The organism is Agarivorans sp. B2Z047, from assembly GCF_023373605.1.
GTDB lineage: Bacteria > Pseudomonadota > Gammaproteobacteria > Enterobacterales > Celerinatantimonadaceae > Agarivorans > Agarivorans albus.
The window spans coordinates 2,658,731-2,685,618 of sequence record NZ_CP088080.1 but is presented as its reverse complement, the minus strand read 5'-3'; the positions used below and the strand labels follow the sequence as shown (position 1 = coordinate 2,685,618).

The following is a 26,888-nucleotide window of genomic DNA, read 5'->3' as shown; positions in this document are numbered from 1 at the left end:
TAGCCAATAAAAAAGGAAGCTTTCGCTTCCTTTTTTTGGTTCTATTTACTTAAGCCTTTTTCTTGGCTTTAGGCTTTTTGCGCTTATCTTCAATGGTCCATTTACCATCACTAAAGTACGCTCTCCAACCAGTAGGTTTACCGTCGACTTCAGTGCTTAAGTATTGCTCTTTAGTCTTACGGCTGTATCGAACCAAAGATTTAACCCCATCAGGATCTTCTGTTGGTCCATCAGCTAAATAGTAAAACTTCTCTGGCAATCTATCTCTAAAGCGCTTCAATTCTTCCACTAATGGCGCACGTGTCTCTCGTGAGCGTGGGAAGTTACTGGCGGCCATAAAGATACCGGATGCGCCATCGCGTAATACAAAGTAGCCATCACTATTTACACAGGGTAGTTCAGGCAAATGAACTGGGTCTTCACGTGGTGGAGCCACTTCACCATTTTTCAGGATCTTACGGGTATTGCTACAGTCTTCACCTGTACAAGCCATGTACTTGCCAAAACGGCCAGTGCGTAGCTGCATGTCGCTGCCACATTTTTCACACTCAACGATAGGCCCGTCGTAGCCTTTAATCTTGAAGCTACCTTGCTCAACCACATAACCTTCACAATCAGGGTTGTTACCACACACGTGTAGTTTACGGGTCTCATCAATAAGGTAACTGTCCATGGCAGTACCACAAACTGGGCAACGCTCTTTAGCTCGCAGAGCCTCTGTTTCTTGCTCTTCTGCATCAGCAGCAACAGCTTCCTCACCAGGAATAAGGTTGATAGTGCACTTACAACGCTCTTTTGGTGGCAATGCATAACCAGAACAACCTAAGAATACACCAGTACTGGCAGTGCGGATGCCCATAGGACGACCACAATCAGGACACTCGATATTAGTCAGAACAGGAGTATTGCTACGCATCCCCTTTTCGTCATCATCGGCTACGGTTAGTTGCTTCTTAAAGTTTTTATAGAACTCGTTAAGAGTTTGTTTCCACTCAATACTGCCATCAGCAACTTCATCAAGACGTTCTTCCATCTCTGCGGTGAAGTCGTAATTCATTAAATCTTGGAAGCTTTCAGTTAAGCGTTCAGCAACAATCTCACCCATTTTTTCAGCGTAAAAACGACGACCTTCGGTGCGTACATATCCACGATCTTGAATGGTTGAAATAATTGACGCATAGGTAGACGGGCGACCAATACCGCGCTTCTCTAGCTCTCTAACTAATGATGCTTCGTTGAAACGCGCTGGTGGCTTAGTAAAGTGTTGCTTAGGATCAAGCTCAACCAAGTTGAGTTTGTCACCTTGGCTCACCGCTGGTAACACACCATCATCGGCTTTACTGGCCTTGCCTACTGGCTGAACCTTTGTCCAACCATCGAAGCGCAAAATCTTACCTTTAGCACGTAATTCGAATTGAGCTGCACTCACTGTAACGGTGGTAGCATCGTATTGAGCATCAGTCATTTGACAGGCTACAAATTGACGCCAAATTAAATCGTATAACCTAGCAGCATCAGCATCTACACCAGCCAATTGAGTACTGGTTACATGCACGTCTGAAGGTCGAATTGCTTCGTGCGCTTCTTGAGCACCTTCCTTACTTGAATAACGTAAAGGGTTGTCTGGTAGATACTTATCACCAAAATTATCGCCAATATAGCCTCTAGCAGCCTCTACAGCGTCGTTACTCAAGTTTGTTGAGTCAGTACGCATATAGGTGATGTAGCCTGCTTCATAGAGCCTTTGAGCTAACATCATGGTGCGTTTAACGCCAAAACTTAAACGGGTGCTAGCTGCTTGCTGCAACGTAGAGGTAATATAAGGTGCTTTTGGCTTTGAGCGTGTCGGTTTATCTTCACGTTTGACAACTTGATAATCGGCGCTTTTTAAAGTCGCAACTGCCGCTTCTGATTGTTGTTTATTAACCGGTTTAAAGGCCTGACCGTTTTCTTTAGCAACTTCTAAGCGAAAGCCTTCGCCTAATTGTGTGGCTAGATCAGCATGAATATCCCAGTACTCTTCTGGTACAAAGGCTTTAATTTCACGCTCTTTTTCTACGACCAGACGAACCGCTACCGATTGAACTCGTCCAGCAGACAATCCACGAGCAATTTTTTTCCAAAGCAGTGGCGATACCATGTAACCCACAACTCGGTCTAAGAATCGACGGGCTTGCTGAGCATTCACTCGCGCCATGTTTAATTCACTTGGCTGCGAGAACGCGTCTTTAATTGCTGATTTAGTAATCTCGTTAAATACTACTCGCTTAAAACGACTGTCATCGCCGCCAATAATTTCTTTTAAGTGCCAAGCAATCGCCTCTCCTTCGCGGTCCAAATCGGTTGCGAGATAGATGGTGTCAGCATTTTCGGCAAGCGTTTTAAGCTCGTTTACTACTTTCTCTTTGCCAGGCAGAATTTGGTAATTGGCTTTCCAATCTTTCTCGGGATCCACACCCATTCGAGCTACTAGCGCTTTTTTATCTTTAGCCTTCTTTATTTTGGCTTTTTCTTCTGCGCTTAATCCTTTGGTTGAAACAGGCGCAGCTTTCTTTTTATTGGTTGCACTTCCACTGCTAGGCAGATCACGAATATGACCGACACTTGACTTCACCACATATTGGCGACCCAAGTACTTGTTAATCGTTTTTGCTTTAGCTGGTGACTCTACAATTACCAGAGATTTGCTCATATTTTTCTTTTTACCATTGTGTCCACCAACTTGGCCTATTGACGGAAAGTAATAGATATTCGTTCTTTTTTATATTGCTCGAGACTTAGCATAGGTCAATAACTTTTTTGCATCTTTGGTTTATTGGGCGAATAATTAAGCACTCGACCACCAAGATACAAACTGATAACATCTGAAAATCCCAGTAAAGCGTAGTGTTATACGCTTGATTTTCTTTTTCTGCCAATATAAATAACCATTGGTGTCAAATTTTTCAATAAAAGATAACTCATTTTTTAAGTGAGCGTAGTAAAAGGAAGACTATGAAACATTTTGAAGTCAACTTCGACGGCTTAGTTGGCCCAACCCACAATTATGCGGGTCTTTCATTTGGCAACGTTGCCTCTTTATCCAATGCCCAAAATGCCTCAAACCCAAAAGAAGCCGCCAAGCAAGGCTTATTAAAAATGAAAGCCTTGCATGACCTAGGGCTTACTCAAGGCGTGTTGGCTCCGCAACAACGTCCCGATCTCAATCTTCTTCGTCGTATCGGTTTTACCGGTAACGATAGTCAAGTTTTACAACAAGCGGCAAAAAATGCGCCAGATGCCCTACTCGCTAGTTATTCGGCATCAAGCATGTGGACTGCCAATGCAGCCACCGTATCGCCTAGCGCAGACACCGAAAATGGCAAAGTACATTTCACGCCGGCAAACTTAACTAATAAGCTGCATCGCTCTATTGAGCCACAAGTTACCGGAAATATTTTGAAGGCGGTATTTTCTGATAGTAAATATTTTGAACACCATCAACATTTGCCAGAAAACGACTACTATGGCGACGAAGGTGCGGCTAACCATACCCGATTGTGTTCAAATTACGGCGAAGCTGGCTTAGAACTATTTGTTTATGGCCGCTCAGCTGCAGATACCAGCGTAATTGCTCCTAAAAAATTTCCCGCAAGGCAAACCCTAGAAGCAAGCCAAGCCGTAGCTCGCTTACATGGTTTAGATCAAGATACAGCGATTTTCATCCAGCAAAACCCTGGAGTAATTGACCAAGGTGTTTTCCATAACGATGTGATTGCGGTGGGCAACCAAAATGTACTGTTTTATCATCAACAAGCTTTTTTAAACACTCAGCAGCAACTTCAGCATATTCAGCAGCGTTTCGGCGATAATAAGCTACATTTCATAGAAGTTAGCGACAATGAAGTGAGTGTTTCAGAAGCAGTTAAAACCTATTTATTCAATACCCAGATCGTTACTACTGCACCCGGTGAAATGGCTATTATTGCACCAACAAACTGTCTAGAATCGGCCCAAGTGAGTGCTTATTTAGAAGACTTAGTAAGTCGAAATACTCCGATTAAACAAGTGCATTACTTTGATGTTAAGCAGAGTATGAGCAACGGTGGTGGCCCAGCTTGCTTGCGCTTACGAGTGGCGTTAAACGACATGGAATTAGCTGCAGTAAACCAACACACCATCATGAATGAGCAACTATTTAGCACGCTAAACCAGTGGGTTGATAAGCACTACAGAGATAGCTTGGTTTTTGATGATTTACGTGACCCTCAGTTGATCACCGAGGTGAATACCGCATTGGATGAGCTAACCCAAATCTTACATTTAGGGTCTGTTTACCCTTTCCAACAAGCTTAACTGAGCAGATAAAAAAAGCCTGACTAAGGTCAGGCTTTTTCATTGCTATTCGTTAGCTTGATATTACTTGGTCCAATCCCAAGGTTGAGACTGCATAATTTTCATTACGCCACGCTCTACTCCAATGCTTGCCGCTTGGCTGAGCTTTTCTGCTAATTTCTTCTTAGTATGGTACTTGAACTGGATAACTTGTTTTTCGTCAAACTGCTGCATCAAGTAATCGTCACTGGTAGATACTTCATCAACCAATTCCAAAGCAAATGCTTGAGTGCCGTACCAATGCTCACCAGTGGCTACTTTTGCAATATCCAATTGCGGACGAAACTCTTGAACAAACTCTTTAAATAGAACGTGAGTCTCTTCTAGTTCAGATTGAAACTTCTTGCGTGCTTCATCGGTGTTTTCGCCAAACATAGTCAGGGTGCGTTTAAACTCACCGGCAGTTACCTGTTCAAAATCGATGTCGTTTTTCTTTAATACTTTATTAAAGTTTGGCAACTGGGCAATCACGCCAATTGAACCAACGATGGAAAACGGCGCTGCGATAATCTTATCAGCGATACAAGCCATCATATAACCACCACTTGCGGCAACTTTATCAACGGCGATAGTAAGTGCGATGCCTTTTGCTTTAATCCGTTTTAACTGAGAAGCCGCTAAACCATATCCGTGAACCATGCCGCCGCCGCTTTCTAAACGAACTAACACTTCATCTTCTGGCTTCGCTGCGATAAGTACCGCAGAAACTTCTTCACGTAAACTGGCTACTTCTTTAGCGTCGATGCTGCCTTTAAAGTCGATAACAAACAATCGTGGTTTAGTTTGTTCTTCGCCTTTTTTCTTCTCTTCTTTTTGTTGTTGCTTTAGTTGCTTCTTATGCTGTTTAAGTTGCTCTTTGCTCATGAGGTTATGATTAAGTTTTTCCTCAACCTCGTTGTGTTGCTCACTTAAATCAGTAACTTCAAGCTCGCCACTTTTGTGTTTAGTCTTAGAAGAAGCGGCAATCACAACCACAACTACAGCAATAATAGCGATAACAATCGTTAAGGCCTTCGCAAAAAACAATCCAAACTCAATCAAAAAATCCAAACTTCTGCCCTCATATTTTCGAGCTGCTATTAGTACCATAGCTTGCACACCGAACCAAGTAACAAAAAAGGCCTGCGCGATGCAGGCCTTATAACCGATAACTTAGTGCTTATTGAGCCGGAGCAATTACCGAACTATCACTTACCACAACACTAGCATTTCCAGCATCAGCACTTACTGCATAACTCACAAACTGGGTTTGCATTTCAACCGTAGCAGCCAAACTAGCTGCAGGCGAAATCAGTGAGCTATGCGAGCCTTGGCTAAAGCGCACTGCATAACTACCTGCCGAGGTAACTTCGGTACCCTCTAGACCCATTGAAGCAATCAGCGGCTCAGTGCCAACTAAGGGCAGTGTTGCAAGGCTATTTGGAATAACTTGATCACCGCTACCTTCACTACCGTCACCCACAATTTCATGCACTAGTACTGGCATAGCAAAACCAGATTGCGCGTAGTTAAGTGGGTCTACTCCATCTACCACTGTTTGCGCTAACGACCCAAAAATAGACGCAAATGCAGGATAATTAGAGTCGATCACCAGCTGCGCTGCTTCTGGGTAAGTGGCTTGATATACCGCAAACTGCTCTAAGGCTGTTGCTGTGTCATTGTCTTCAAAGCCAAGGCCAGCAGCAACTAGCGCTAAGTAACCGGGATTAGATTTCAAACCTGCTTCTACGATAGGACCAAAACTAGGTGAGTACTGGAACACTCCAGCTAAACCGCCAGCAGGTGCGCTAAGCGAAACACTTTGTAGGCTGTAATCAATGTCAAAACCGCTTACGTTTACTGTATCAGCAACCGATGCTGGACCAACACCGACAATTGCACCTAGAGACTGACCAGCATAATGTACTTTGCTGCCGTCAAGTTCAGCAGGCGCACCAGCAGCTTGCAAGGCTGCTCGCACCGCAAGTAAATCAGCTGTTGATTGACGTAGATTTTCTCGAATGCTTAAAAAGCTACCCAAGTTGGCGAATACTTGAGGATCGTCATTGGCACTGATTTCTGCATTACCATCACCGGTCAAATCCAAACCTCGACTACCGTGATAAGGCAAATCCATAGCCAAAACTGCGTAACCTTGCGCTGCATAGCTAGCAGCAATGGCCGCTGCGGTTTCTTTAACCGACCCAATACCATGTTGGAAGATCACTACTGGCCAGCCTTCGGCTGGCATGGCATTGCCAGTTAAGGTTTCGTCAGGTAAATAAATATCTAAGTCTAAAAACGCGGTGCTTTTAGTTTCTGGAACAGGGTTATAAGCCGTAAGATGGCGATGTGAGTCAACTGGCATCGCTTCACCGTCTTGCATATAGGTAAGTCCAGCTAAATCTGCCTGAGCAAGCATTTGACCAGCGGTTGTTGTATCACCGCCTGCCACTAAACCACCAAATGTAGCAACGTCAAAACCTTTTGCGCCGGCCTGGGCCCAAAAACTTGTTGCACTGCCTTGGTCAGCAAAATCCGCATTGGTTTGCAGCAATTGCAAAATAGCTACCGGGCTATCTGTCTTAGCTTGTGCCCATTTATTTACATCCGCACCAGTAAGATCAGGATTATCAAGGTCTGATAAATAGTAAGGCACTGCCAAGGTAGACTTAAAGTATTTAGCTGCCACAAAGCCTGGTTGGCTAGTACCAAGAGCAGCATTGGCTACGTCTTGCGCTGTAGTGCCCGTATCAACAAGAGCACTCATTGGCAATAGGTTGTTTAGTGCCATACCACCATAAATCTGTTGCAGAGTCGTTAACACACTTCCTACCGATTGAGTGGTAAACACTGCTGAATAACTTACATTTGCAGTTACACCTTCAGCGGCCAACAAGCCATTATTAAACGCTGTTAAGCCTTTTAGGCTTTGCAACGTAGCATCATCATCGGCAGTGATTGGAGAACTCAATAACTGGTAGGCCTCACCGGCGGCAACACCTCGACCATTTTCATCTAATAGTTGATCGGTTATTGCCACCATATAAGACGTAGCAGGAGCAAACGGTACTAAAGGAGTTACAATTAAGCTGCCATCACTAAAGGTAGCAATGTAGTCTTCACCGTAAACAAGCTGCTCATCAACGCGGCAAGTTTGCCCTGCCACAAAACTGCCACCATTTTCGGTAACGTCAGCACAAGTATCTGTAAAACCGGAAGCGCGTACTTTGTATAACAACACGCCAGCTGGGAAAGAACTTGCATCTAACTTTGTATCAATTTCTTCATTGTATTCAGCGTCATCATCGCCGTAGGCTAAAGGAATTGAAAACGGCACACTGGTTTGCCAACCGTCTAAGGCTCCTAATACGTTGGTGATATCTTGATACTGCTGAGTAAGCGCAATAGCGGCTTCACTTGGTAGGTTAATCGTCCCGTCTAAGCTACCGTTAAACAACAAGTTATTTGGTGTAGATACATCACCAGTAAGAGGATTGAAGCGAATTTTTACTGAGTTTGGCTCATTTGGCGTGATATCATTACCAAAATCAAATGGCGAGTTGCTACTACCACAACCCGCTATAGTAACTGATGCAAATAGAGTGACTGCTGTAGCTATTCGGGACAGACGCATATTAGCTAATTCCTTTTTTTATAGTATGTTTCTTCAAAGAAACCTTAAACATTTGTTTACATTTTTGCAACAGGCCTAACCAGGCGTTAAACACTTGTTTAATTGTTAATCAAATATTTGTGCACCAACGCACATCTACAGGAACGAAAAATGAGCACGGAAACCTCTCCTCAACACTTCCAAGCAGCTAGTGATGAGCTACAAAACAAAGTCATCCTAGTAACTGGAGCAGGCGACGGCATTGGCCGCCAAGCCGCTCTATCCTTTGCACAATGCGGTGCAACAGTGATCTTGCTAGGAAGAACAGTTAAAAAGCTTGAAGCTGTATATGATGAAATTGAAGCCTTGGGCGCACCACAACCAGCCATTATTCCCCTTGATTTAAAAGGTGCGACTCAACAAAACTATCTTGATATGGCGGCCACCATCGAAAACCAATTTGGCAGATTAGATGGCGCCCTTCTTAATGCGGCGCATTTGGGGGTGTTAAGCCAATACGTGCAAATAGAAGAAGATCTTTGGGATCAACTTATTCAGGTAAATGTAAAATCACAGTTCTTACTTAGCCAAGCTTTAGTTCCGTTAATGCTTAAAAGTGACCATGCCTCTTTGGTTTTCACTTCTTCAAGTGTCGGTAAAAAAGGCCGTGCTTATTGGGGTGGTTATTCGGTGTCTAAATTTGCGATAGAAGGTATGTCGCAGGTCATTGCAGACGAATTTGATAAAACCGGTTTACGCAGTAATTGTATAAACCCAGGTGCAACCCGTACTTTAATGCGCGCAACCGCATATCCCGGCGAAGATCCAAAAACACTAAAAACCCCGCTCGATATTATGCCTAATTACTTATACCTAATGAGTGACGCTAGCATTGGGGTAACAGGCACTAGCTTAGATGCGCAACCTAAGTAACTAGTTAGGATAGCGAACGATGAGCAAGCCATTTCGCGCCAAAAGCACCTTAGAGCAGTGGCGAATTTTTCAGGCCGTTGTGGATTATGGTGGCTACGCACAAGCCGCCAGTCAGTTAAACAAAAGCCAATCCTCACTGAACCACGCTGTCAGTAAGTTACAAAATTTACTTGGCATTCAGCTGCTTGAAGTGAAAGGTCGCAAAGCCTACTTAACCCCAATGGGCGAAGTAATGCTAAGACGCAGTAAATTGCTTAGCCAAAATATCCAAGAGCTAGAATTACTCGCTGCAAGTCTAGAGCAAGGTTGGGAACCACAATTAAGCTTAGCTTGTGAAATCATTCAGCCTCAGGCTCCTGTTATTAAAGCACTTAAAGCCTTTTTACCGGAAAGCAGAGGCACTCGAGTCGAAGTTATTGATACCGTAGTAAGTGGCGCTGATGATGCAATAGCTGAAGGTGAATTTGACTTGGTGATCACAGCTCACTTGCCTAAGGGTGTTTTGGGTGAACGCCTCGGTGTTGTCACCTTAGTTCCAGTTGTTCATCGCAATCATCCTTTGGCTAAAATGCCACAGCCTGTCTCGATAGACGAAGTGATACAACACGTCCAACTAGTGATCCGTGATACAGGTAAAAACCCTCAACAAGATAGAGGTTGGTTACGCGCCGAACAGCGCTGGACATTTAGTAGTTTTCATCGCGTAGTAGAAGTACTTAAGCAGGGTTTAGGCTTTGCATGGCTGCCGCTACATATCGCTCAACCGCATTTCGAAGATGACAGTCTGGTTGAACTTAATGTAAGTGGCGGTGCGGCCAAGTCATTGGTTACCTACCTAGTAGTGCCACGCCCAGAACTGCTAGGCCCAGCCGGCCAGCATTTTTCAAAGCTGCTGATTCAACATTGTAAAACGCTACGTTAAGGAAGGTAGATGTTACTAAATTGCGATATGGGAGAAAGTTTCGGCGTATGGGAAATGGGGGTTGATGAGCAGCTCATGCCCCATATTGATCTCGCTAATATTGCTTGTGGTGGGCATGCTTCTGATCCCAATGTAATGAGTCGTACCTTAGCGCTAGCCAAGCAACATGCTGTCACAATAGGCGCGCATCCAAGTTACGCAGACATAGCTGGCTTTGGCCGGCGTTCTATCCCATATCAAGCTGATGAGCTCACCCACCTACTGCTCACGCAAATAGGGGCTTTAGATGCTTTATGCCAGTTTCATGAGCTTAACTTAAGTTATGTAAAACCACATGGCGCTTTATATAACGACATGCATAAACAGCCGGCAATATTCGAAGCAGTATGCAAAGCGCTAGCCGGCCTCAATAAGGCTCCTCAGCTAATGGTACATGCCACCCAATGCCATGGCTTTATCAGCGAACTAGCAGAAAAATACCAACTATCGCTAATCAAAGAAGCCTTTTGTGATAGACGCTACTTAAGCGATGGGAGTTTACAAGCACGTTGTCAAACTGGAGCGGTACTCTCCACTAAAGAACATATATTGGAACAGGTAGATTTGTTACTCACCCAACAAAGCTTACGCTGCGCTGACGACAGCTTATTGGAAGTAGAGACCGATACCCTTTGTGTTCATGGCGACAATCAAGCAGCAGTTAAGCTGGTTCAAGCCATCAAGCAGCAAATCCAACGCTCAAAGAAAGACTAATCAGTATGTACTGCATCAATTATGTTAACGAAGATAGCGTACTAGTAAGCAGCCAATCAGCAGCACACTGCCAAGCACTGCCTGATTTAGCAGATTTTCTGAAACACCGGCTTGCTAACATCACTGATATTATCGTGGCCAGCGATACTTTACTTTGCATCGGCAATAGCCAAACGCAGTTCGAATCGATAGGCATAGCTGTTCAGCAGTTTGAGGTGCAATTAAGTAAACGTTCTAGTCACCAAATTTTTGATATTCCAGTTTGCTACGTAGAACAGTTGGCGCCCGATTTAACAGCAGTCGCTCAGCAACTTCAACTCAGTGTTAATCAAGTTATTGAGCTGCATAAACAAAGTGTTTATAAAGTAAAGATGATTGGCTTTATGCCTGGCTTTACTTACTTAAGCGGACTAAACCCACAGCTAAAACTGCCTCGCAAGTCCACTCCCGTAAGCAAAGTACCAGCTGGCAGCCTAGCAATTGCCGAAGATATGAGTGCAGTATATCCCAGCGACAGCCCCGGTGGCTGGCACATCATTGGCCAAAGCCCCATAAAGCTATTTGATAAACACCTCGATCCTATGTGCCCGTTAACGGTAGGTGATCAAGTGCGTTTTATAGAGCTCAGTTATGAAGAATTTCTCAGTTACGGAGACAGCAGTGACTAAAGCAGCCTCACTCACGGTGCTTCGCAGCGGTCCGCAGATGTTAGTTGCTGACCAAGGACGTATTGGCTTTCAGCACATTGGCGTTAGCCCAGGTGGTCCTGCAGACAAGCACGCCTTTAATTGGGCTAACCGCTTGTTAGCAAATCCCGTTAACAGCCCTGCCCTAGAAATCACCTATGGTGGCGCTAAGCTGCATTTTGAGCAAGCCTGCCAAATTGCGGTATGTGGCGCAGCTGTACCGCTTAGCGTGGAGATAAATCAAGCAAACAACAAACCAATTGCCACCTGGCAAAGTATTGATGTGGAAGCCGGTCAAACTTTACACATAGGTGCTAGTCGCTCGGGGCTAAGAGCTTATTTGGCGATACAAGGCGGCTTTGTACTCGAAAGCGAGCTAAATAGTGTAAGCAGTTCACCGAAGCAAGCCTTAGGCCCCTTTAACGGGCGGGCTTTAAAGCAAAATGACAAACTCCATTATTGTATAAAAAGTGCTAAACAGCTTGCCTCCACTCCAGTGCAACAAACACCGTATCAGTTTATTCCAAACTATAAAGAACACTTAAAACTCGCGCTTATTCCAGGTTATCAATTCCACGCATTTAGTCCTCAACAACGACAACAGATTTTGCAACAGGAATATCAACTCAGCGAGTTAAGCGACCGCATGGGGTTGAGATTAAAAGGCACGGCTATAGACAATGTTCCCCAAGCTAAAGAATCAGAGGCAATAGCTTTAGGCGCTGTGCAAATCCCACCCAATGGCTTGCCGATAATTCTGTCTGTTGATAGGCAAACCATTGGTGGTTACCCCAAACTGGGTTGTGTCTCTCGGCTAGACTTGTTTGCTTTAAATCAGCGGCATCCAAAGCAAAGCATAAGCTTTTACTTAAGCAGTGCTCAGGAACAACGACAGCGCTGGCTAACTTTTGAAAACTTCTTCAACTAAGCCAGCTTAAAGACTAACTATTATGAGCAGTTCACCAGCTAAACCAAAGCGACTAAGGGACTTAAAAGGCTTTGGTCCACGCAGCGAAGAAATATTGGCAGAGGTAGATATTCACTCCGTCGAAGACTTTATGGCCATCGATCCTTACCAACTCTACGGGCGTTTAAAAGCCCAAGTAAAAGGCACTGGTTTAAATTCTATCTACGCAATAATTGGCGCAAGAGAAGATCGCCATTGGCAAGAGATTAAACAACAGCATAAAACTGAGATTTTGTTCAAGCTAGACGAACTAGACCTAGCTCCTAAGTAAGCTGAATTTATACTCTACCGAATTTAAAGCGCTAACCAATAGCGCAAACTATTTACGATATGATCAACGTCGCTTAAACCGTTAAGCCGTTCCAAGGTTTCTAAAGCCATTATTGGCGAATCTGTAACCACCCCATTTACCCGTAAATAATAAAGTCGCTCAACGTCTGCAGCATTGTTAACTGTCCAAACATGTACTTCTTGGCCACGCTGCTGGGCGCTAAAAAGTCGCCAAGCGTTCACCCATTGCTGGTTCACAATCAACATATCAACATTTTGTTGAACCGCCGACTCACCAAAACTGGCTGCTGCAATAAAGGCAGTGCTAATCCTATTTGCCAATTCGGTACCGCTTATTTGCAGCTTTAGTTCTTCAAGCAGTTCAATGTCTAAACTACTTATGATGACCGGGTATGGATATTCTTTTAAAGACTCTAGTAGAGCCGGAACCAGGGCTAAAGAATTGTTGTAGCGTTTTAGTTCAATGTTTAAGGTAATCTTGTTGGCGCTCTTTTCTAACCAGTAAGGTAAGGCCTGCGGTTGGCTAAACCCTGCGTCCACAAAGGCCTGTTGAATTTGTGCAAATGAGCTTTCTGGCACCACCAAATTACTTCCCGTTAAACGGCGTAAATCGCGATCGTGAACCACAGCAATTTGACCATCAGCGGTTAACTGCACATCAATCTCGGTCACCGGCAGTTCCAGGTTTATCGACTTTTGTAAGCCTTCTAAACTGTTTTCTAAAGCCAACCAACCTCCAGCCCGATGCCCCATCACCAGCATTGAGCTTGGCTCGCTAAAACGCTGACTAAAGGCGCCAATTTCCTCTTTCATTTCACTAGCGCCCAACAACAAAACAGCAATAAACATCAGGCGCAAGCCTAAGTGAACGCGATGATTTTCATTAAGAACCTGTTGGTGCTGTTTGCTTACGCTTTCTTTGTGTTGTTTTAGCAATACTTTAAATAGATAGAACTGAATACTTGCGTACAGCCAAGTGTCTAAAAAGCTAAGAACAGAGCCACCCGCCAGCACTGTTGCACTGAAAAGAAATAATACTATGGGAGTGACGTCTTCAGGCGCCCACCAATTTAAACTAATGCGAAGTAACCAAATAAAGCCAGCGATCACCGCAATAAATACAGAGGTGCGTAATGCAAACCAAGCAAGGTTCAAACACAAAATTAACTTACGTTGGCCAATGCTTAATTGGGTCGAATCTTTGAGCTGAGAAAGCAGCGGCTTTTTCTGCAACATGCAAAATGGCAAGGCAAACCACCAGTTAAGCCATTTAGCGCCAAGCCAAACAGCTAAAGGTAAGCCGCCAATACTTAAGGCGGCAAAATAAAACCAAAGCTGATTTCGTTGCTGGTCTAGATAATAGTTAATGTCCCAGTCGGCTAACATTAAGCCAAACAACCAACGGCCAATAAACAACAGCGTACAGCTGATGCTAATCAGCAAGGCAGATTGTAAAAACGCTAACCTAGCGATTGTCCAAGCACGATTAACCAATAAACGAATCGCCTGCGACACCGAACGTTTGTTCACTTCGTGCTGAGCAAGCAACAAGGTTAAAGCACCCTGCTGCAAGAAAAAGTTGAATAAGGCCATCGCGACTAGCCATATAGCGAACAAATAGCCGCTGGGCGACAAGAAGAAAGCCAATAGCTCTTGATTGGCAACTCCCTTTAGCCCATACCAAGACATCAACGCTTCACTCACCACTATCGACAAAGGCGCAAATATGGCGAGCCAGCTAGCTTGTACTAACAGATAAGCACCAAACATGGCTATGCCGCGATTTTTTAATGAGCTAGCTAAGTAATAAACAAAATGGCGAATACGATGCAGTAAGTTTGGCAACATATTAATTACGCTCTAGAGCTAAGGCCATGGAGCTCACTTCTCGTTGAGAAACTTGGGCACGTTGTAGTTCTAATTGTGGATCCTTATCAGCAGCCATTGCTAAAGCATAACGAGTATCAAACTGGCTTAACAAAGGCTCCGAGGAGGCACTATGAAAATGCTTTATTCCCTGCTTTTTTAGCATAGCTAAGTTGTGAGCACGAACGCCCCCAGCCACTATCCATTCGATATCTTGATGTTGTTGCTGTAAGGCAATTAGCAATGGTAATCCCTGCTCGATGTAATTCTGTTGTCCTGAGCTCAACACCCTATTTATGCCTAATTCGCTAAGTTGCGTTGCTGCAACTGTAGGATTAGCGGTGCAATCAAAAGCGCGATGAAAAGTGCTAGCTAAATTAGTAGAAGCAGCAATAAGTCTCTTGCAGGCATCAAGATCAACAGTAGCTTGGTGAGTTAACGCACCAAACACTACACCGTTAAACCCTAGTTGCTTAACTAGCTTAATGTCTTCGACCATTTGTTGTAGTTCACTGTGGCTATAACAAAAGTCTCCACCACGTGGGCGAATCATAACCACAATGTCAATTTTTGGCAGATATTGGCGGGCTTGCAGCAGTGCGCCGTAACTCGGTGTAGTACCTCCATCACGCTGTCCTGCACATAACTCTATGCGCGTAGCACCACCTTTGATGGCACTAATAATGTCATTTTCACTATAACAACAAATTTCCAGCGTATAACCAGAAGGGTCTGAAGAAGCCAAACAAGTAACCACTTTAAAAAATACTTGCTTGATTATAACGGATTATTGTTTAGCAACGAGTCACTATGCGAAACATAAACGGCGCTTTGTTTAACTAGATCAAAAATAATCAGCCAAAATAACTGTCCTTTTACTCTAACGCCAGTCACTTTTGCCCCTGAATAGATTAACAACAAGAAAAATCGAAGGTTTTCCAGCTCACAACTTAGTCGCCCAAACAAGCGTTTTACTAAATAACTGTGTATATTGGCTAAGTTATTCTAAGGAAAGAAGACATTTTCGGGTGAAACAATGACACGATTTTCTCTATATTTGTTGACTGCTGCACTAGCGATCAACGCAAACTTGGCGCATAGCAATGAATACTTATTTGTAGGCACTGGCAACGTAAGTGGTGTTTACTACCCAACTGGCAATGCATTATGCCGACTTCTTGAACAAAGCAACGAACACCGAAAATTAAGTTGTACCGCCGAAAGCTCGGGTGGTTCTAGTGATAACATAGAAGCGCTAAAAGCCGGCGACATTGATTTAGCCATTGTTCAATCAGACGTTCATTGGCAAGCCTACCAAGGCGCTGGTGAATTCACTGAACAAGGTGCTTATAGTGAATTACGTTCACTGCTATCACTCTATTCAGAAGCCTTAACTGTATTGGTTAACGCCGATCTAAATGTTAGCCAAATTGATGAGCTTAAAGGCCATGCTCTAAACCTTGGCCCGGTGGGCTCTGGTCAATATTCCACCATGCAAGTGGTTATGCAGCAGTTAAACTGGCAAGAGTCCGACTTCTCTAAAATTACCAACCTTAAACCAGACGAACAAAGTCGCGCTCTTTGTGGTAAGAAAACCGATGCCATTATTTATGTTGTTGGCCACCCGAATACTTCGATAACCCGTGCTACCACTATGTGTGAGTCAAACTTATTGAGTTTGTCGAAAAAGACCATTATGGCGCTGGCAGAAAAGTACGAATACTTCTCCCCAGTAACCATTAAAGGTGGTACTTACCACGGAAATCCAAACGATGTATCGTCAATTGGCGTAAGTGCAACGCTAGTGGCCGATAAACAACTCTCGGAGCAAACGGTTTATAACTTTGTTGCAGCGATATTTGAAAACTTGAATACCCTGCGCTCTCTGCACCCGGCTCTTTCGGAGCTGAACGTAGAGCAAATGATAAATACCAACCTAAGCGCTCCACTTCACCCTGGTGCGCTACGTTATTATCGTGAACAAGGTTGGGTAAACTAAGCCTTAGCGATCCCAGCATGCTCCGATATCTGGCTAAGTGGCAAGTCCAACTTGTCACATAGCCTGTCTAATTCATTGTCTACGACCTGATTCCAGTCTTCGCATTGCCCTTGCCAACCAAGGCTTTCTAGCCAGTCTTGGCACACCTTTCGATTAGTTAACAAATCATGCAGATAAGAGCCTTGAACATTATTTAGCTGCCACCCCGTTGCTTGTTCAACAAAGCTATCTACCTGAACTGAACATTGGGTTTGCCCATGATGAATTTCATAACAAGCTATTGTTTCATCACAGTAGTTAATGCTTCGTTGAATCGTCGTTTTCACATTTGAATAAACAGTAGTTAGTGGCAGCAAGGCTAAACCATCAAACGTTTCACCTTCTACAGAACTAGGATCTAGGTTACGTTCACCCAAAATCTGTAAACCACCACAAATGCCCGTTACCCGAACGCCTTGTTTAGCCGCCTTAATAATTTGCTTGTCTAAACCTGTTTTTGCTAAATGCTTTCGGCTAGCAGCAACGTGTTTAGAGCCAGGTAAGATAATGGCGTCAAAATGGCCTAGGTCTTGGTTGTCACGCATTGGCACAACATTAACCCCGGGTTGATACACCAAAGGATCAAACTCATCTAAGTTGCTGGCATAGGGGTAAACAATTAAGGCAATGTTCAGACAATTAGCTTGCCAAACGCTTCGGTGAAAAAAGTTATCTTCTTCTGGTAATTGATGCTCAGTCCATGGGATCACTGCCACTATTGGTATACCGGTTTTTTCTTCTAACCACACATTGGCATCGTGTAATAAAGCCTGTTCACCTCGAAACTTGTTTAGCACAAAACCTTTAACAAGGCTCTGCTCTTCTGCACTTAAACACATCCATGTTCCTAGTAGGTGCGCGTAAGCTCCGCCGCGGTCGATATCAGCAATAAGATAAACCGATGCGTTACAATGCAAGGCTACTTCCATATTTACGATATCACTTTTACGTAAATTAACTTCAGCGGGACTTCCAGCTCCTTCAATAACAAGTTGAGAGAAACCCTGTTGCAAGCGAGCCAAGCTAGCGGTTACTGCAGGCCAAAGTACCGATTTTCGTTGGTGCCAATCTTTCGCTAACAGCTCATGGCTAACTTCGCCATTCACCACCACCTGAGCGCCTTTATCGCTATGTGGTTTTAACAACACCGGGTTCATATCTATGCTGGGCGTTTGCTTGGCAGCTATTGCCTGAAGATATTGAGCGCGGCCAATTTCTCCGCCTTCTTGAGTCACCGCGGCATTGTTACTCATGTTCTGTGCTTTAAACGGCGTAACGTTGCTACCAAGGTTGGTTAAATGGCGACAAACCAGTGCGCATACCAAGGATTTACCCGCATCGCTGGTGCAGCCCATAAACATGATTGGAGATTGGTTCATGGTAGTGTTTTGCATTAATTATCGTTGTTCACTAACAAACAGGCTAATACATCGCGCCAAGTCACAAGCCCCAGCAACTTATTGTGCTCATCAATCACCGGCAAACAGCTAATGCCTTTGTCCACTAAGTTACGGCCAGCATCGCTAATGCTGGTATTGGCGTCACAACACAAAGGCTGGCGAGTCATCACATGGTGAACTCGCTGGGTTAAGGTATGCACGTCACGTTGGCTTTCAGCTGCTTTTCCCAAATAAGGGCTGAGTGAGGCTAACAAATCTGATTCAGTAAGAACGCCAACCACGGCGTCTTCATCATCAAGTACCACTAAGTGATGAAAACTCACATTATCAAAAATGTCTTTTATATCGAATAACCGCTGATCCATGCCTATGGTAACAACTCGAGTTTGCATAATATCTTTGATATTCAAGTGATTCTCCAATCTGTTGGGCTTAATTCCATTATAAACATAAGCCACTTTAATTGGTGGCTTAGTTATTACAAACTATAGAAAATTTCATCTACATCCGTACACTAGGCTTGTAATCAATAAGAGTTAACAAAGATGGCTTACCAAATAATTCCCGTTACTCCATTTCAACAAAATTGCACCCTTATCTGGTGTGATAAAAGCAAACAAGCTGCGATTGTCGATCCTGGTGGCGATCCACAATTGATTCAAGCGGCGGTAGATAAAGCTGGCGTAGAGGTCACCAAAATCTTGCTCACCCATGGCCACCTGGACCACGTAGGCGCTAGCAGCATTATTCAGCAGCGCTACCAAGTACCGCTGATTGGTCCACATAAAGATGATGATTTCTGGATCAGCAAAATGGCAATGCAATGCCAAATGTTCGGCTTTCCTGAGGTTGCTAGCTTTACCCCTGACCGATGGTTAGAGCATGGTGATGTGATTGAAGTTGGTGAATTAAAGTTAGAAGTACGCCATTGCCCCGGCCATACGCCTGGTCACGTGGTGTTTGTCGACCACGACAATCAATTGGCTATTGTGGGAGACGTATTGTTTAACGGTTCGATTGGACGAACCGATTTCCCCAAGGGCGATCACCCTACTCTGATCAACGCCATCAAAACTCAACTTTATACGCTGGATGATGCCTATCAGTTTTTACCCGGACATGGTCCCATGTCGAGCATAGGGCACGAAAAAGAATTTAACGGTTACGCCCGTTAACAAAAAAGGCACCTAACTAGGTGCCTTTTTTATAACTTAATTTTATTCCGTTTAACCCAATATTTTGCTTCTGTCTCGATACAACAAATATGCGCAACTTAACCACACTCCTATGGCCATAAAAAACAGTGGGTATTCTCTGGGGCAACCATCCTGTAAGCAGCTTAAATCGGTGTAAGGAAATAGCCCAAGCGGGGTAAAAAAGTGAAAAAATATCGCGCCAGACATAACCCCTAAGCCAATCAATGCGCCATAGAAACGAGTAGCTTTACGCAAAATTAAAATGCTGGCTACTAACTCTGCTAATCCAATCACTGTTTCACCGTATTGGCCAAACAGATCGCCAATAAGATTAAGTCCTAAACCATCTCGTAACCACTGTCCCACAGTGTCAAATATGTACACGGTAATATCTGCAGGACTGCCAAACCAACCAGCAAACTTAAAGAACAGAGATTGTAAAAATACAAAAGCGACGTAAATAGATAGAATGAGTGGGATGTGCTTTTTCAAAGCTAACTCCATGATTTAGGATCTTGTTTAAGCGTAGTCGAATTAAGCACCTTAGTGTTTATTCTTGCCAATCAGAGACCTACCTTCACTAGCTTCCATTTCAGCAAAGCCCAACTATTTTTCAATAGTTGGGCAAATGTATATAACAGTCTGCGGATTTAACTAGTCATTGCTTGCTGGGAAAGTAGCAATTAGTAACTCAGGCTCTGGTTGTTTTTTGCTAGAAAAACGCTCGCGTAAAGTTTGGAACAACACAAAAAATGCTGGAACAAACAAACAACCAAGCACCGTAGCTGCCAGCATTCCACCAAACGACGCCATACCAATTGCTTGCATCGCTGCAGCCCCTGCAGAAGATGCTAGCATTAACGGCACTACGCCTAGTATGAAGGAGAATGCTGTCATCAACACAGCACGAAAACGCAATTTAGCTGCTGCAACGCCCGCTTCTACAATGCTATAACCCTTTTGCTCTCGTAATTGCTTAGCAAACTCCACAATAAGAATAGCGTTACGGCTTGCCATACCTATAAGCAGCATAATGGCGATTTGCGAGTACAGGTTGATGGTTGTACCGCTAAGTAACACCGCTGACAAAACACCAAATACCGCAGTGGGTACTGCTAGCAAAATAGCTAATGGCGTTAACCAAGATTCATACTGAGCAACTAAAAACAAGTAAGTGAATAACATGGCAAAAGCAAACGCAATGAGGCTAGCGTTACCTGCTTGCTGTTCTTGTAAGGTTAAGCCGGTCCATTCATAACTAAACCCTGTAGGTAAAACCTCATTAGCAAGCTGTTCCATTGCTGCAATGGCTTGACCTGAGCTGTAACTTGGCATGGTAATACCATTAATTGTGGTGCTGCCTGATACGTTGTAGCGAACCAAAGAACTAGGATTAAGCACCGTACGAACCGAAACCAAGTTGCTTAATCGCACCATCTCGCCTTGGCTAGAACGAACATAAAGATTCGATAAATCATCGATTTGTTGTCTAGAGTCTGCTTCGGCCTGCAGCATTACCCGGTAGTTTCTTCCACCTTTAGTAAAGTCGTTAATGTAACTTCCACCGTATTGCACGTTAAGGGTATTTACTATGTCACCAAAGGCAACACCCATAGCAGCAGCCCGCTCTTCGTTAATGTCGAGGTACAAGTTAGGCATACTGATGCTAAAAGTAGAAAAGGCCGAGGCAATCTCTTCACGCTGATTAGCTTTTTCGAGTAGCTGTTCGAGTACCTCAGCAGTTTTTTCTGGTCCCTTGCCCATTTCATCTTTAAGCACAAATTCAAAACCATTCACCATACCTAGCGCAGGAATGGCCGGTAAGCCAAAGGCAAAACCCACTCCTTCCGGTAAAGCATCAATGGCAGCTTGTACTCGTGCAATAACCTGATCTTGATGTTGTTGCTTATCTGAGCGCTGGTCCCAGTGTTTTAGACTAAACACCAACAAAGCAGAGTTTGAGTTACTCGACTCGTTTAATAAGTTGTAACCAGCGGCAGAAAACGCCATCTCAATATCGGGATCATCTGCTAATGACTCCACCAATAACTTAGTCATGTCGCGCGTGCGATTAAGCGCAGCCCCTTCCGGTAAATCAACCACCGCAAAAAAGGTTCCTTGGTCTTCATCGGGTAAAAAACCACCGGGTAAACTAGCACCTAAATAAGCGCTAGCTCCCAAAAACACCGCGAACAACAACACCGCAATACCTACTCGACGACACAATACTGCAACGCCTTTGCCAAACAATTCGGTAAAACGTTCAAAACCGCGGTTAAATGCTTGAAAGAAACGGTTTGGTTTAAGATCGCGATTCATTAGCATCACGCATAGTGCTGGCGTTAAGGTCATCGCAACCAAGGTGGAGATAACTACAGAAACTGAAATGGCGATGCCAAATTCAGCATAAATAATCCCCACCATGCCTGGCATTACAAGCGTTGGACCAAACACCGCTAACAGCACAGCAGCTGCGGCAATACAAGGACCAATCACTTCCTTCATGGCTATTTCTACACACTCTTTCACTGGTTTAGTGGTTTCGTGCAGCAAGCGCTCTACGTTTTCAATCACCACGATGGCGGCATCAACCACCACACCAATGGCTAACACTAATCCAAATAAACTAATGGTATTAATGGTTGAACCAAATGCTTTCATCACTGCAAACGTTGCTATAAGGGAAACAGGAATGGCAATCGCAGGAATCAACGTAGCTTGCCAAGTTTGCAAGAATAAATAGGTCACCAAGGTCACTAGGATTAAAGCAATAACCAGTGTTTCTTGTACGTTGTAGATGGAAACATCGATAAATTCGGTAGCATCATAAGGCAAGGAAAACACCATGCCATTTGGCAAGCTTTGCTCAAGCTTAGCCATTGCGGCTCGTACATCTTCGGCAACTTGCATGGCGTTGGCAGTTGGATCTTGGTAGATCATCATAGCAACCGATTCTTGGTTGTTTAGATAGGTATCGACCAAATACTTTTGCGCGCCCAGCTCAATACGAGCAACATCTTTTAAGCGTACTAAAGTGCCATCGGGATAGGCTTTAACTCGAATGTTACCAAAGGCTTGTTCATTAGCTAGTCGCCCTCGAACTTGCACAGTATATTGCCAATCATTATTTCCGGTTACCGGCTCGGCGCCTACACTACCCGCGCCACGCACAGCATTTTGATCGGCAATAGCAGCAGAGATGTCATTAACAGTTAAATCTAAGGCCTGTAAACGCTCTGGCTCAAGCCATACTCGCATGGCATATTCTTTTTCACCTAGGGGCGTTACTTTACTTACGCCTTTAATTCTGGATAAAGTTTCTCGCACAATGCCAGTTAAGTAATAGCTTAACTCCAAGGTGTCGTGAGCACCGGTCTGAGAGTTTAGGCTTGCAATCATTAGCATCGAAGGGCTCAGCTTTTCTACATAAATACCACTGCGCTTAACCTCATCGGGTAGTAAGGGCTGAGCCGCATTTACCCGATTTTGTACCAAGGTAGCCGCTCTGTCTGCGTCAAAACCAGTCTCAAAGGTTACGTTTAAATTGTATGAACCGTCATTGGAAGAAGTTGATTTCATGTAAATCATTCCTTCAACCCCGTTCACTTCTTTCTCTATTACCGAAGCAACGGTATCGTTCACTACACTAGAGTTAGCGCCGTTGTATTGGGTGAATACGTTAATCATAGGCGGCGCAACATCGGGATACTGCCCTACTGGCATGGTGTAAGCCGCTAAGGCGCCTAACACGCTCATGATCACCGATAGAACGATGGCGGTTTTAGGGCGCGAAATAAAGAACTTAACCATACTAACCTCGCTGTCTTACTAGGCGGCCATCACTTAGCTTTTGCTGGCCTCTAGAGACCACAACATTGCCATCTTCTAAGCCCGTTAATACTTCAGTTTGATTACCCAACTGAAAGCCCAGCTCTACTGGCTGCAGTTTTGCCTTGCCTCCGCTTACCCTATAAACAGCAGGCCCATTAGCGGTCTGCACTAATGCTCTGCTGGGGATCACAATCGCTTGTTTCATTTCACGCAATACCACTTCAACAAATTGGCCAACAAATACACTGTCGTCATTGGCAAATTTAAAACCTACTGCTAGTGCGCCAGTAGCCGGGTTAATTTGATTGTCGATAAAATCAAGTTCACCAGCCAATGGGTATTTACTGCCATCTAAAAATCTCGCCAATACTTCAAACTGAGAGCTACCATCGCGGTATTGCTGAATAGCTTTTAAAACTGTTTTCTCATCAATACTCACAGTGACTTTAAAGTTGCTGTCATCAACGATAGAAGCTAACACTTGGCCTACCCCAACCGTATCGCCAGGGCTAAATTGAGTTTGGCTAATACGCCCAGAGCGGGTAGCTTTAATCTCGGTTCTGCTTAACAAAAGCTCTGCATCGTCTACTTGCTTGGCAATGGCTTTAAGGCTGGCTTGATTAACCAAAAACTTAGTTTCGATATCTTCTAGTTCTTGTTTAGAGATGGCATCGCCTAGTTGCTTAGCGCGTTGTAGGCTTTTAAGTGCAGAATTGTATTTGGCGGAAACGTTAACCAAATTAGCTTGCAAACTGGCTAGGTTAAGCTCAAATTCCAAGGGGTCTAGACTAAATAATAATTGGCCTTGTTCGACAAAATCCCCAGCTTGAAAGTGCTTATCAAGTAAAGTTGAGGTAACTCTGGATATCACCCTCACTTCTTCATTTGCCAATACTGTGGTTGTGTACACTTCTTCAAAGGTAAGTTGCTGTTGAGCAGCGTTAGCGAGATCTACGGCAACAGTAGCAGTGGTTTGACTTGGCTTAGCATCTGATGTGTTAGATGTTTCGCAAGCACTGATAAATACACTGGCCAATAACAAACTAACTAGTCTTATTTTCATGTTTTGCCCTTATTCGTTGTTTTGTCCTTAGCGTTTTTGCAATTGGTTAATCATCCTTGTTTGCTTATGGTAAATCGCTATCCTTAACAACTAGAATTAGCACCTATCAGTTTTGCTTAAAGCTTTTACCCTAACCATTGGCCAGTCAATACCACCACGTGAAACAACAAAAAAAGGAGCCAATAGGCTCCTTAAGATTCAACAATGGTTTATGCCGCTTGGCAAAGCTCAGATTTAGCAGATTGCTTTTGTTTGTTATCCAAGGCTGCACTTAAACGGGTTAGCAATAAAGCGCCAACAACAATCAATGCTCCAGCCCAAGGAGTATGTTCTACCCCAGCATTGGCAACTATCATTCCGCCGCCCCAAGCGCCTATAGCAATGCCTACGTTAAACGCGGCAATGTTTAAACCGGAGGCAACATCCACTGCGTTGGGCGTATATTGCTCGGCCAACTTCACCACATAAACCTGTAAGCCCGGCACATTGCCAAAGGCAAAAGCCCCCCACACTAGAATGGTTAATACTGCGGTGATGGGGTTAACCGCGGTAAAGTTGAATACCAACAGTACCGAGGCTAAACCTAAGAATATCCAGCTTAGTGCTTTAGTTGGGCCTAAACGGTCAGCCATTTTTCCACCCCAAATGTTACCAAAAGCGACCGACACGCCATACACCAACATAATCAAGCTAATGGCGCTGGCGTTAAATCCACTTACGTCCTGCAAGATAGACGCTAAAAAGGTAAACGCAGTGAACGAACCGCCATAACCTATAGCGGTTATTGCATATACCAACAACAATCGAGGCTCTGTTAATACTTTAACTTGCTCTGATAATTTGGTGGCAGGCGCTTGCTTCAAATTACTCGGTACCAAAACAGCGCTGCCAATAAGTGCAATTAAACCTAAAATAGCTACTACCAAAAATGTGGTTTCCCAACCAAAATGTTGGCCAATGTAAGTGCCCAAAGGCACACCAGTAACAAGCGATACCGTTAGTCCGGTAAACATAATGGCTATAGCGCTAGCGGCTTTTTCTTTTGCCACTAAACCCGTTGCGATGGTCGAACCTATAGAAAAGAACACGCCGTGGGCTAAACCTGTAAGAATTCGCGCACCCACTAAGGTTTCATAACTCGGGGCCTGCCAAGCTAATAAATTGCCAGCGACAAATAAACTCATCACCGCCAGCAGCACTTGTTTACGTGGCCACTTGCCGGTTAAGGCGGTTAACACTGGCGCGCCAACTGCAACACCTAAGGCATACAAGCTCACTAACAATCCAGCAGAAGGTAAGGAAACCGCTAAGTCTTGGGCCATAGTAGGAATCAACCCCACTATCACAAACTCGGTGGTTCCAATGGCAAAGGCACTTAAAGTAAGTGCAAATAAAGCTAAAGGCATAACAGTAATCTCTCGTCATCGATTAGGCTGTTGCGTTGCGCAACAGTTGATGGCAAGCATTATTAGTTAATTAACTTTTGTCAGAAATGGCAGTATCAACAAAATACTTTTGTAGAAAGTGTAAGTAAAAAAGCGATAAATCTAAGAAAACTTTTGTAATAAACACTAGTATTAAACATTCACTTTTGTTGATTTCTCCACAAAGAGTTGCTGATGTTTAACCTAAAAAATCGCTCTGATGATCTTGAAATTTTGTTGGCTGTAGTTGATAGCGGAGGCTTCTCGGCTGCCGCAGATGCCTTAGATATACAAGTTGCTAAGGTATCTAGAGCGGTTAGCAAAATAGAAAAGCAACTAGGCATTACTATTCTTAACCGAACCACCAGACGGGTGGTACAAACCGACGAAGGCCGCCAGTTTATAGAAGCAGTACGAATTGGATTAAGCCAAATTCAACAAGCTGAAGAAGATATTATTAGTAAGGGTGAATTGCCTCAAGGTAGGCTGCGAGTTGATGCTGCAAGCCCGTTTGTCATTCATCAACTCGTTCCCCTAATAAATGATTTTAAACTCGCCTTCCCCAATATAGAACTAGAACTAAATACCAACGACGGCTTTGTGGACTTACTGGAGAAGAAAACCGATTTAGCGATCCGCATAGGCACATTAGCAGACTCCACCCTGCATGCTCGGCCCATAGGCGTGAGTAATTTGTATATTGTCGCCTCTCCAGCTTACCTCGAAAAACGTGGCTCGCCCCTGCAAGTATCACAATTACACGAACATGAGTTAATCGGTTTTAGCGGAGCTAAGGTGCTAAACCATTGGCCATTAAAAGGGTTTAAATCGATGACACCTGCCATTACAGCTAGTAGCGGAGAAACCATTCGCCAACTAGCGTTGAGTGGCAACGGCATTGCGTGTTTGTCGGGATTTATGGTTAAACACGATATCGAGCAAGGAACGCTAGTGAGTTTGTTCCCGGCCTTGTTGGTGGAAGAAACTAATCAGCGACAAATTAATGCTGTGTACTACCGTTCATCTAAAGTCGCTCGGCGTATCACCGCGTTCATTGATTTTATTAAACCTCGGTTAAACTTGTAAGTTACGGCTTGACTTGGAGCTAGCTCCAAGGTCTAGGCTTGAGACTTAGCCTTAGATTAATGGAGTGGTCAATGGAACAAACAAGATACCAACGTGGCTTTGATAAGCTAAGCGAAATAGACGGCGAAGCAGGCCACAATGTGATCAATAGCCTCGCCAGTATTTGCCCAGATCTGGCCAAATTCATCATAGAGTTTCCCTTTGGCGACATATACAGCCGCGAGGATCTAGACCTTAAATCACGAGAGATAGCAACGGTATCAGCACTAACCGCAATGGGCAATTGTGCCCCCCAACTGGCGGTACATATCCATGGCGCCCTTAATGTAGGCTGTAGCCCAAAAGAGGTGACTGAAGTGATTTTGCAAATGGCAGTATATGCTGGGTTTCCAGCTGCTATTAACGGCATGTTAGTCGCTAAACAAGTATTTGAAGAGCGTGGAATCATTAAGCCCGAATAAGC

The 26,888-nt window shown here is 44.1% G+C and carries 22 protein-coding genes; 11 read left to right on the top strand and 11 right to left on the bottom strand.

Features of this window, described 5'->3' with window-relative positions; translation table 11 throughout:
• Positions 1-49: 49 nt before the first annotated feature.
• Entirely contained in the window at positions 50-2,692 is a 2,643-nt protein-coding gene (topA, locus tag LQZ07_RS12410) for a type I DNA topoisomerase (RefSeq protein WP_152782732.1), read from the bottom strand.
• Between the two features lie 302 nt (positions 2,693-2,994).
• On the opposite strand from topA, the gene astB reads away from it, so the two are divergent.
• Positions 2,995-4,335 carry an N-succinylarginine dihydrolase gene (gene astB / locus LQZ07_RS12405; RefSeq protein ID WP_152782729.1) on the top strand — a complete coding sequence of 447 codons (1,341 nt, stop codon included), beginning with the start codon at positions 2,995-2,997 and terminating at the stop codon, positions 4,333-4,335.
• Between the two features lie 63 nt (positions 4,336-4,398).
• Here the strand turns inward: astB and sohB are convergent, their stop codons facing one another.
• Both sohB and LQZ07_RS12395 read right to left on the bottom strand, forming a co-directional pair.
• A complete protein-coding gene (gene sohB, locus LQZ07_RS12400; RefSeq protein WP_152782726.1) occupies positions 4,399-5,424 on the bottom strand; it encodes a protease SohB in 1,026 nt (341 codons plus the stop codon).
• Positions 5,425-5,533: 109 nt separating this feature from the next.
• A complete protein-coding gene (locus LQZ07_RS12395) occupies positions 5,534-7,990 on the bottom strand; it encodes a VolA/Pla-1 family phospholipase (protein WP_152782723.1) in 2,457 nt (818 codons plus the stop codon).
• Between the two features lie 150 nt (positions 7,991-8,140).
• Between LQZ07_RS12395 and LQZ07_RS12390 the strand changes: the two genes are divergently transcribed.
• Genes LQZ07_RS12390 through LQZ07_RS12365 form a run of 6 tightly spaced genes read left to right on the top strand, consistent with a single transcriptional unit; the run spans position 8,141 to position 12,501 of the window.
• Positions 8,141-8,902, top strand: a complete 762-nt coding sequence (locus LQZ07_RS12390; RefSeq protein WP_152782720.1) for a YciK family oxidoreductase — start codon at positions 8,141-8,143, stop codon at positions 8,900-8,902.
• A 19-nt stretch (positions 8,903-8,921) separates the two neighbouring features.
• A complete protein-coding gene (locus tag LQZ07_RS12385; RefSeq protein WP_016403038.1) occupies positions 8,922-9,824 on the top strand; it encodes a LysR family transcriptional regulator in 903 nt (300 codons plus the stop codon).
• 9 nt (positions 9,825-9,833) lie between these two features.
• Complete coding sequence (locus LQZ07_RS12380; protein WP_152782717.1) at positions 9,834-10,577, top strand: 5-oxoprolinase subunit PxpA; 744 nt, start codon at positions 9,834-9,836, stop codon at positions 10,575-10,577.
• Between the two features lie 5 nt (positions 10,578-10,582).
• Positions 10,583-11,245: an allophanate hydrolase subunit 1 gene (locus tag LQZ07_RS12375; RefSeq protein WP_152782714.1), complete on the top strand. Its 663-nt coding sequence runs from the start codon at positions 10,583-10,585 to the stop codon at positions 11,243-11,245.
• Positions 11,238-12,191 (top strand): biotin-dependent carboxyltransferase family protein, encoded by a 954-nt coding sequence (locus tag LQZ07_RS12370; RefSeq protein ID WP_194164134.1) that lies wholly within the window; start codon positions 11,238-11,240, stop codon positions 12,189-12,191. Before LQZ07_RS12375 ends, LQZ07_RS12370 begins: the two co-directional genes overlap by 8 nt.
• A 22-nt stretch (positions 12,192-12,213) precedes the next feature.
• The gene (locus LQZ07_RS12365) at positions 12,214-12,501 is read left to right on the top strand and encodes a TfoX/Sxy family DNA transformation protein (RefSeq protein ID WP_152782708.1); all 288 of its coding nucleotides are present in this window, start codon (positions 12,214-12,216) and stop codon (positions 12,499-12,501) included.
• A 23-nt stretch (positions 12,502-12,524) separates the two neighbouring features.
• Here LQZ07_RS12365 and LQZ07_RS12360 read toward each other — a convergent pair whose 3' ends face one another.
• Positions 12,525-14,369, bottom strand: a complete 1,845-nt coding sequence (locus LQZ07_RS12360; RefSeq protein ID WP_152782706.1) for a glycerophosphodiester phosphodiesterase family protein — start codon at positions 14,367-14,369, stop codon at positions 12,525-12,527.
• 1 nt (position 14,370) lies between these two features.
• A complete protein-coding gene (locus LQZ07_RS12355) occupies positions 14,371-15,132 on the bottom strand; it encodes a copper homeostasis protein CutC (RefSeq protein WP_152782703.1) in 762 nt (253 codons plus the stop codon).
• 291 nt (positions 15,133-15,423) lie between these two features.
• On the opposite strand from LQZ07_RS12355, the gene LQZ07_RS12350 reads away from it, so the two are divergent.
• Positions 15,424-16,386: a TAXI family TRAP transporter solute-binding subunit gene (locus LQZ07_RS12350; protein ID WP_016403046.1), complete on the top strand. Its 963-nt coding sequence runs from the start codon at positions 15,424-15,426 to the stop codon at positions 16,384-16,386.
• Here LQZ07_RS12350 and LQZ07_RS12345 read toward each other — a convergent pair.
• A complete protein-coding gene (locus tag LQZ07_RS12345) occupies positions 16,383-17,819 on the bottom strand; it encodes a cobyric acid synthase (protein ID WP_227981376.1) in 1,437 nt (478 codons plus the stop codon). The genes LQZ07_RS12350 and LQZ07_RS12345 overlap by 4 nt on opposite strands.
• Positions 17,819-18,235, bottom strand: coding sequence for a CBS domain-containing protein (locus tag LQZ07_RS12340; protein WP_152782701.1), 417 nt, complete (start codon positions 18,233-18,235; stop codon positions 17,819-17,821). Before LQZ07_RS12340 ends, LQZ07_RS12345 begins: the two co-directional genes overlap by 1 nt.
• A 135-nt stretch (positions 18,236-18,370) precedes the next feature.
• Between LQZ07_RS12340 and LQZ07_RS12335 the strand changes: the two genes are divergently transcribed.
• Positions 18,371-19,000 (top strand): MBL fold metallo-hydrolase, encoded by a 630-nt coding sequence (locus tag LQZ07_RS12335; RefSeq protein WP_152782699.1) that lies wholly within the window; start codon positions 18,371-18,373, stop codon positions 18,998-19,000.
• A 51-nt stretch (positions 19,001-19,051) separates the two neighbouring features.
• Here LQZ07_RS12335 and LQZ07_RS12330 read toward each other — a convergent pair whose 3' ends face one another.
• From LQZ07_RS12330 to LQZ07_RS12315, 4 genes are all read right to left on the bottom strand, one after another.
• Positions 19,052-19,513, bottom strand: coding sequence for a hypothetical protein (locus LQZ07_RS12330; RefSeq protein ID WP_227981374.1), 462 nt, complete (start codon positions 19,511-19,513; stop codon positions 19,052-19,054).
• A gap of 162 nt (positions 19,514-19,675) precedes the next feature.
• Positions 19,676-22,831: an efflux RND transporter permease subunit gene (locus LQZ07_RS12325; protein WP_152782695.1), complete on the bottom strand. Its 3,156-nt coding sequence runs from the start codon at positions 22,829-22,831 to the stop codon at positions 19,676-19,678.
• Between the two features lies 1 nt (position 22,832).
• Positions 22,833-23,915, bottom strand: coding sequence for an efflux RND transporter periplasmic adaptor subunit (locus LQZ07_RS12320; RefSeq protein WP_152782693.1), 1,083 nt, complete (start codon positions 23,913-23,915; stop codon positions 22,833-22,835).
• Positions 23,916-24,124: 209 nt separating this feature from the next.
• Positions 24,125-25,321, bottom strand: a complete 1,197-nt coding sequence (locus tag LQZ07_RS12315) for an MFS transporter (RefSeq protein ID WP_152782691.1) — start codon at positions 25,319-25,321, stop codon at positions 24,125-24,127.
• Between the two features lie 213 nt (positions 25,322-25,534).
• On the opposite strand from LQZ07_RS12315, the gene LQZ07_RS12310 reads away from it, so the two are divergent.
• Positions 25,535-26,425, top strand: coding sequence for a LysR family transcriptional regulator (locus LQZ07_RS12310; protein ID WP_152782689.1), 891 nt, complete (start codon positions 25,535-25,537; stop codon positions 26,423-26,425).
• Positions 26,426-26,496: 71 nt separating this feature from the next.
• Positions 26,497-26,886, top strand: a complete 390-nt coding sequence (locus LQZ07_RS12305; RefSeq protein WP_152782687.1) for a carboxymuconolactone decarboxylase family protein — start codon at positions 26,497-26,499, stop codon at positions 26,884-26,886.
• The last annotated feature ends 2 nt before the right edge of the window (positions 26,887-26,888 follow it).

Coding starts and splice junctions, on each gene's coding strand:
- topA (WP_152782732.1), bottom strand. CDS start 2,692: ATGAGCAAATCTCTGGTAATTGTAGAGTCACCAGCTAAAGCAAAAACG.
- astB (WP_152782729.1), top strand. CDS start 2,995: ATGAAACATTTTGAAGTCAACTTCGACGGCTTAGTTGGCCCAACCCAC.
- LQZ07_RS12395 (WP_152782723.1), bottom strand. CDS start 7,990: ATGCGTCTGTCCCGAATAGCTACAGCAGTCACTCTATTTGCATCAGTT.
- LQZ07_RS12390 (WP_152782720.1), top strand. CDS start 8,141: ATGAGCACGGAAACCTCTCCTCAACACTTCCAAGCAGCTAGTGATGAG.
- LQZ07_RS12385 (WP_016403038.1), top strand. CDS start 8,922: ATGAGCAAGCCATTTCGCGCCAAAAGCACCTTAGAGCAGTGGCGAATT.
- LQZ07_RS12380 (WP_152782717.1), top strand. CDS start 9,834: ATGTTACTAAATTGCGATATGGGAGAAAGTTTCGGCGTATGGGAAATG.
- LQZ07_RS12375 (WP_152782714.1), top strand. CDS start 10,583: ATGTACTGCATCAATTATGTTAACGAAGATAGCGTACTAGTAAGCAGC.
- LQZ07_RS12365 (WP_152782708.1), top strand. CDS start 12,214: ATGAGCAGTTCACCAGCTAAACCAAAGCGACTAAGGGACTTAAAAGGC.
- LQZ07_RS12360 (WP_152782706.1), bottom strand. CDS start 14,369: ATGTTGCCAAACTTACTGCATCGTATTCGCCATTTTGTTTATTACTTA.
- LQZ07_RS12350 (WP_016403046.1), top strand. CDS start 15,424: ATGACACGATTTTCTCTATATTTGTTGACTGCTGCACTAGCGATCAAC.
- LQZ07_RS12345 (WP_227981376.1), bottom strand. CDS start 17,819: ATGCAAAACACTACCATGAACCAATCTCCAATCATGTTTATGGGCTGC.
- LQZ07_RS12335 (WP_152782699.1), top strand. CDS start 18,371: ATGGCTTACCAAATAATTCCCGTTACTCCATTTCAACAAAATTGCACC.
- LQZ07_RS12325 (WP_152782695.1), bottom strand. CDS start 22,831: ATGGTTAAGTTCTTTATTTCGCGCCCTAAAACCGCCATCGTTCTATCG.
- LQZ07_RS12320 (WP_152782693.1), bottom strand. CDS start 23,915: ATGAAAATAAGACTAGTTAGTTTGTTATTGGCCAGTGTATTTATCAGT.
- LQZ07_RS12315 (WP_152782691.1), bottom strand. CDS start 25,321: ATGCCTTTAGCTTTATTTGCACTTACTTTAAGTGCCTTTGCCATTGGA.
- LQZ07_RS12310 (WP_152782689.1), top strand. CDS start 25,535: ATGTTTAACCTAAAAAATCGCTCTGATGATCTTGAAATTTTGTTGGCT.
- LQZ07_RS12305 (WP_152782687.1), top strand. CDS start 26,497: ATGGAACAAACAAGATACCAACGTGGCTTTGATAAGCTAAGCGAAATA.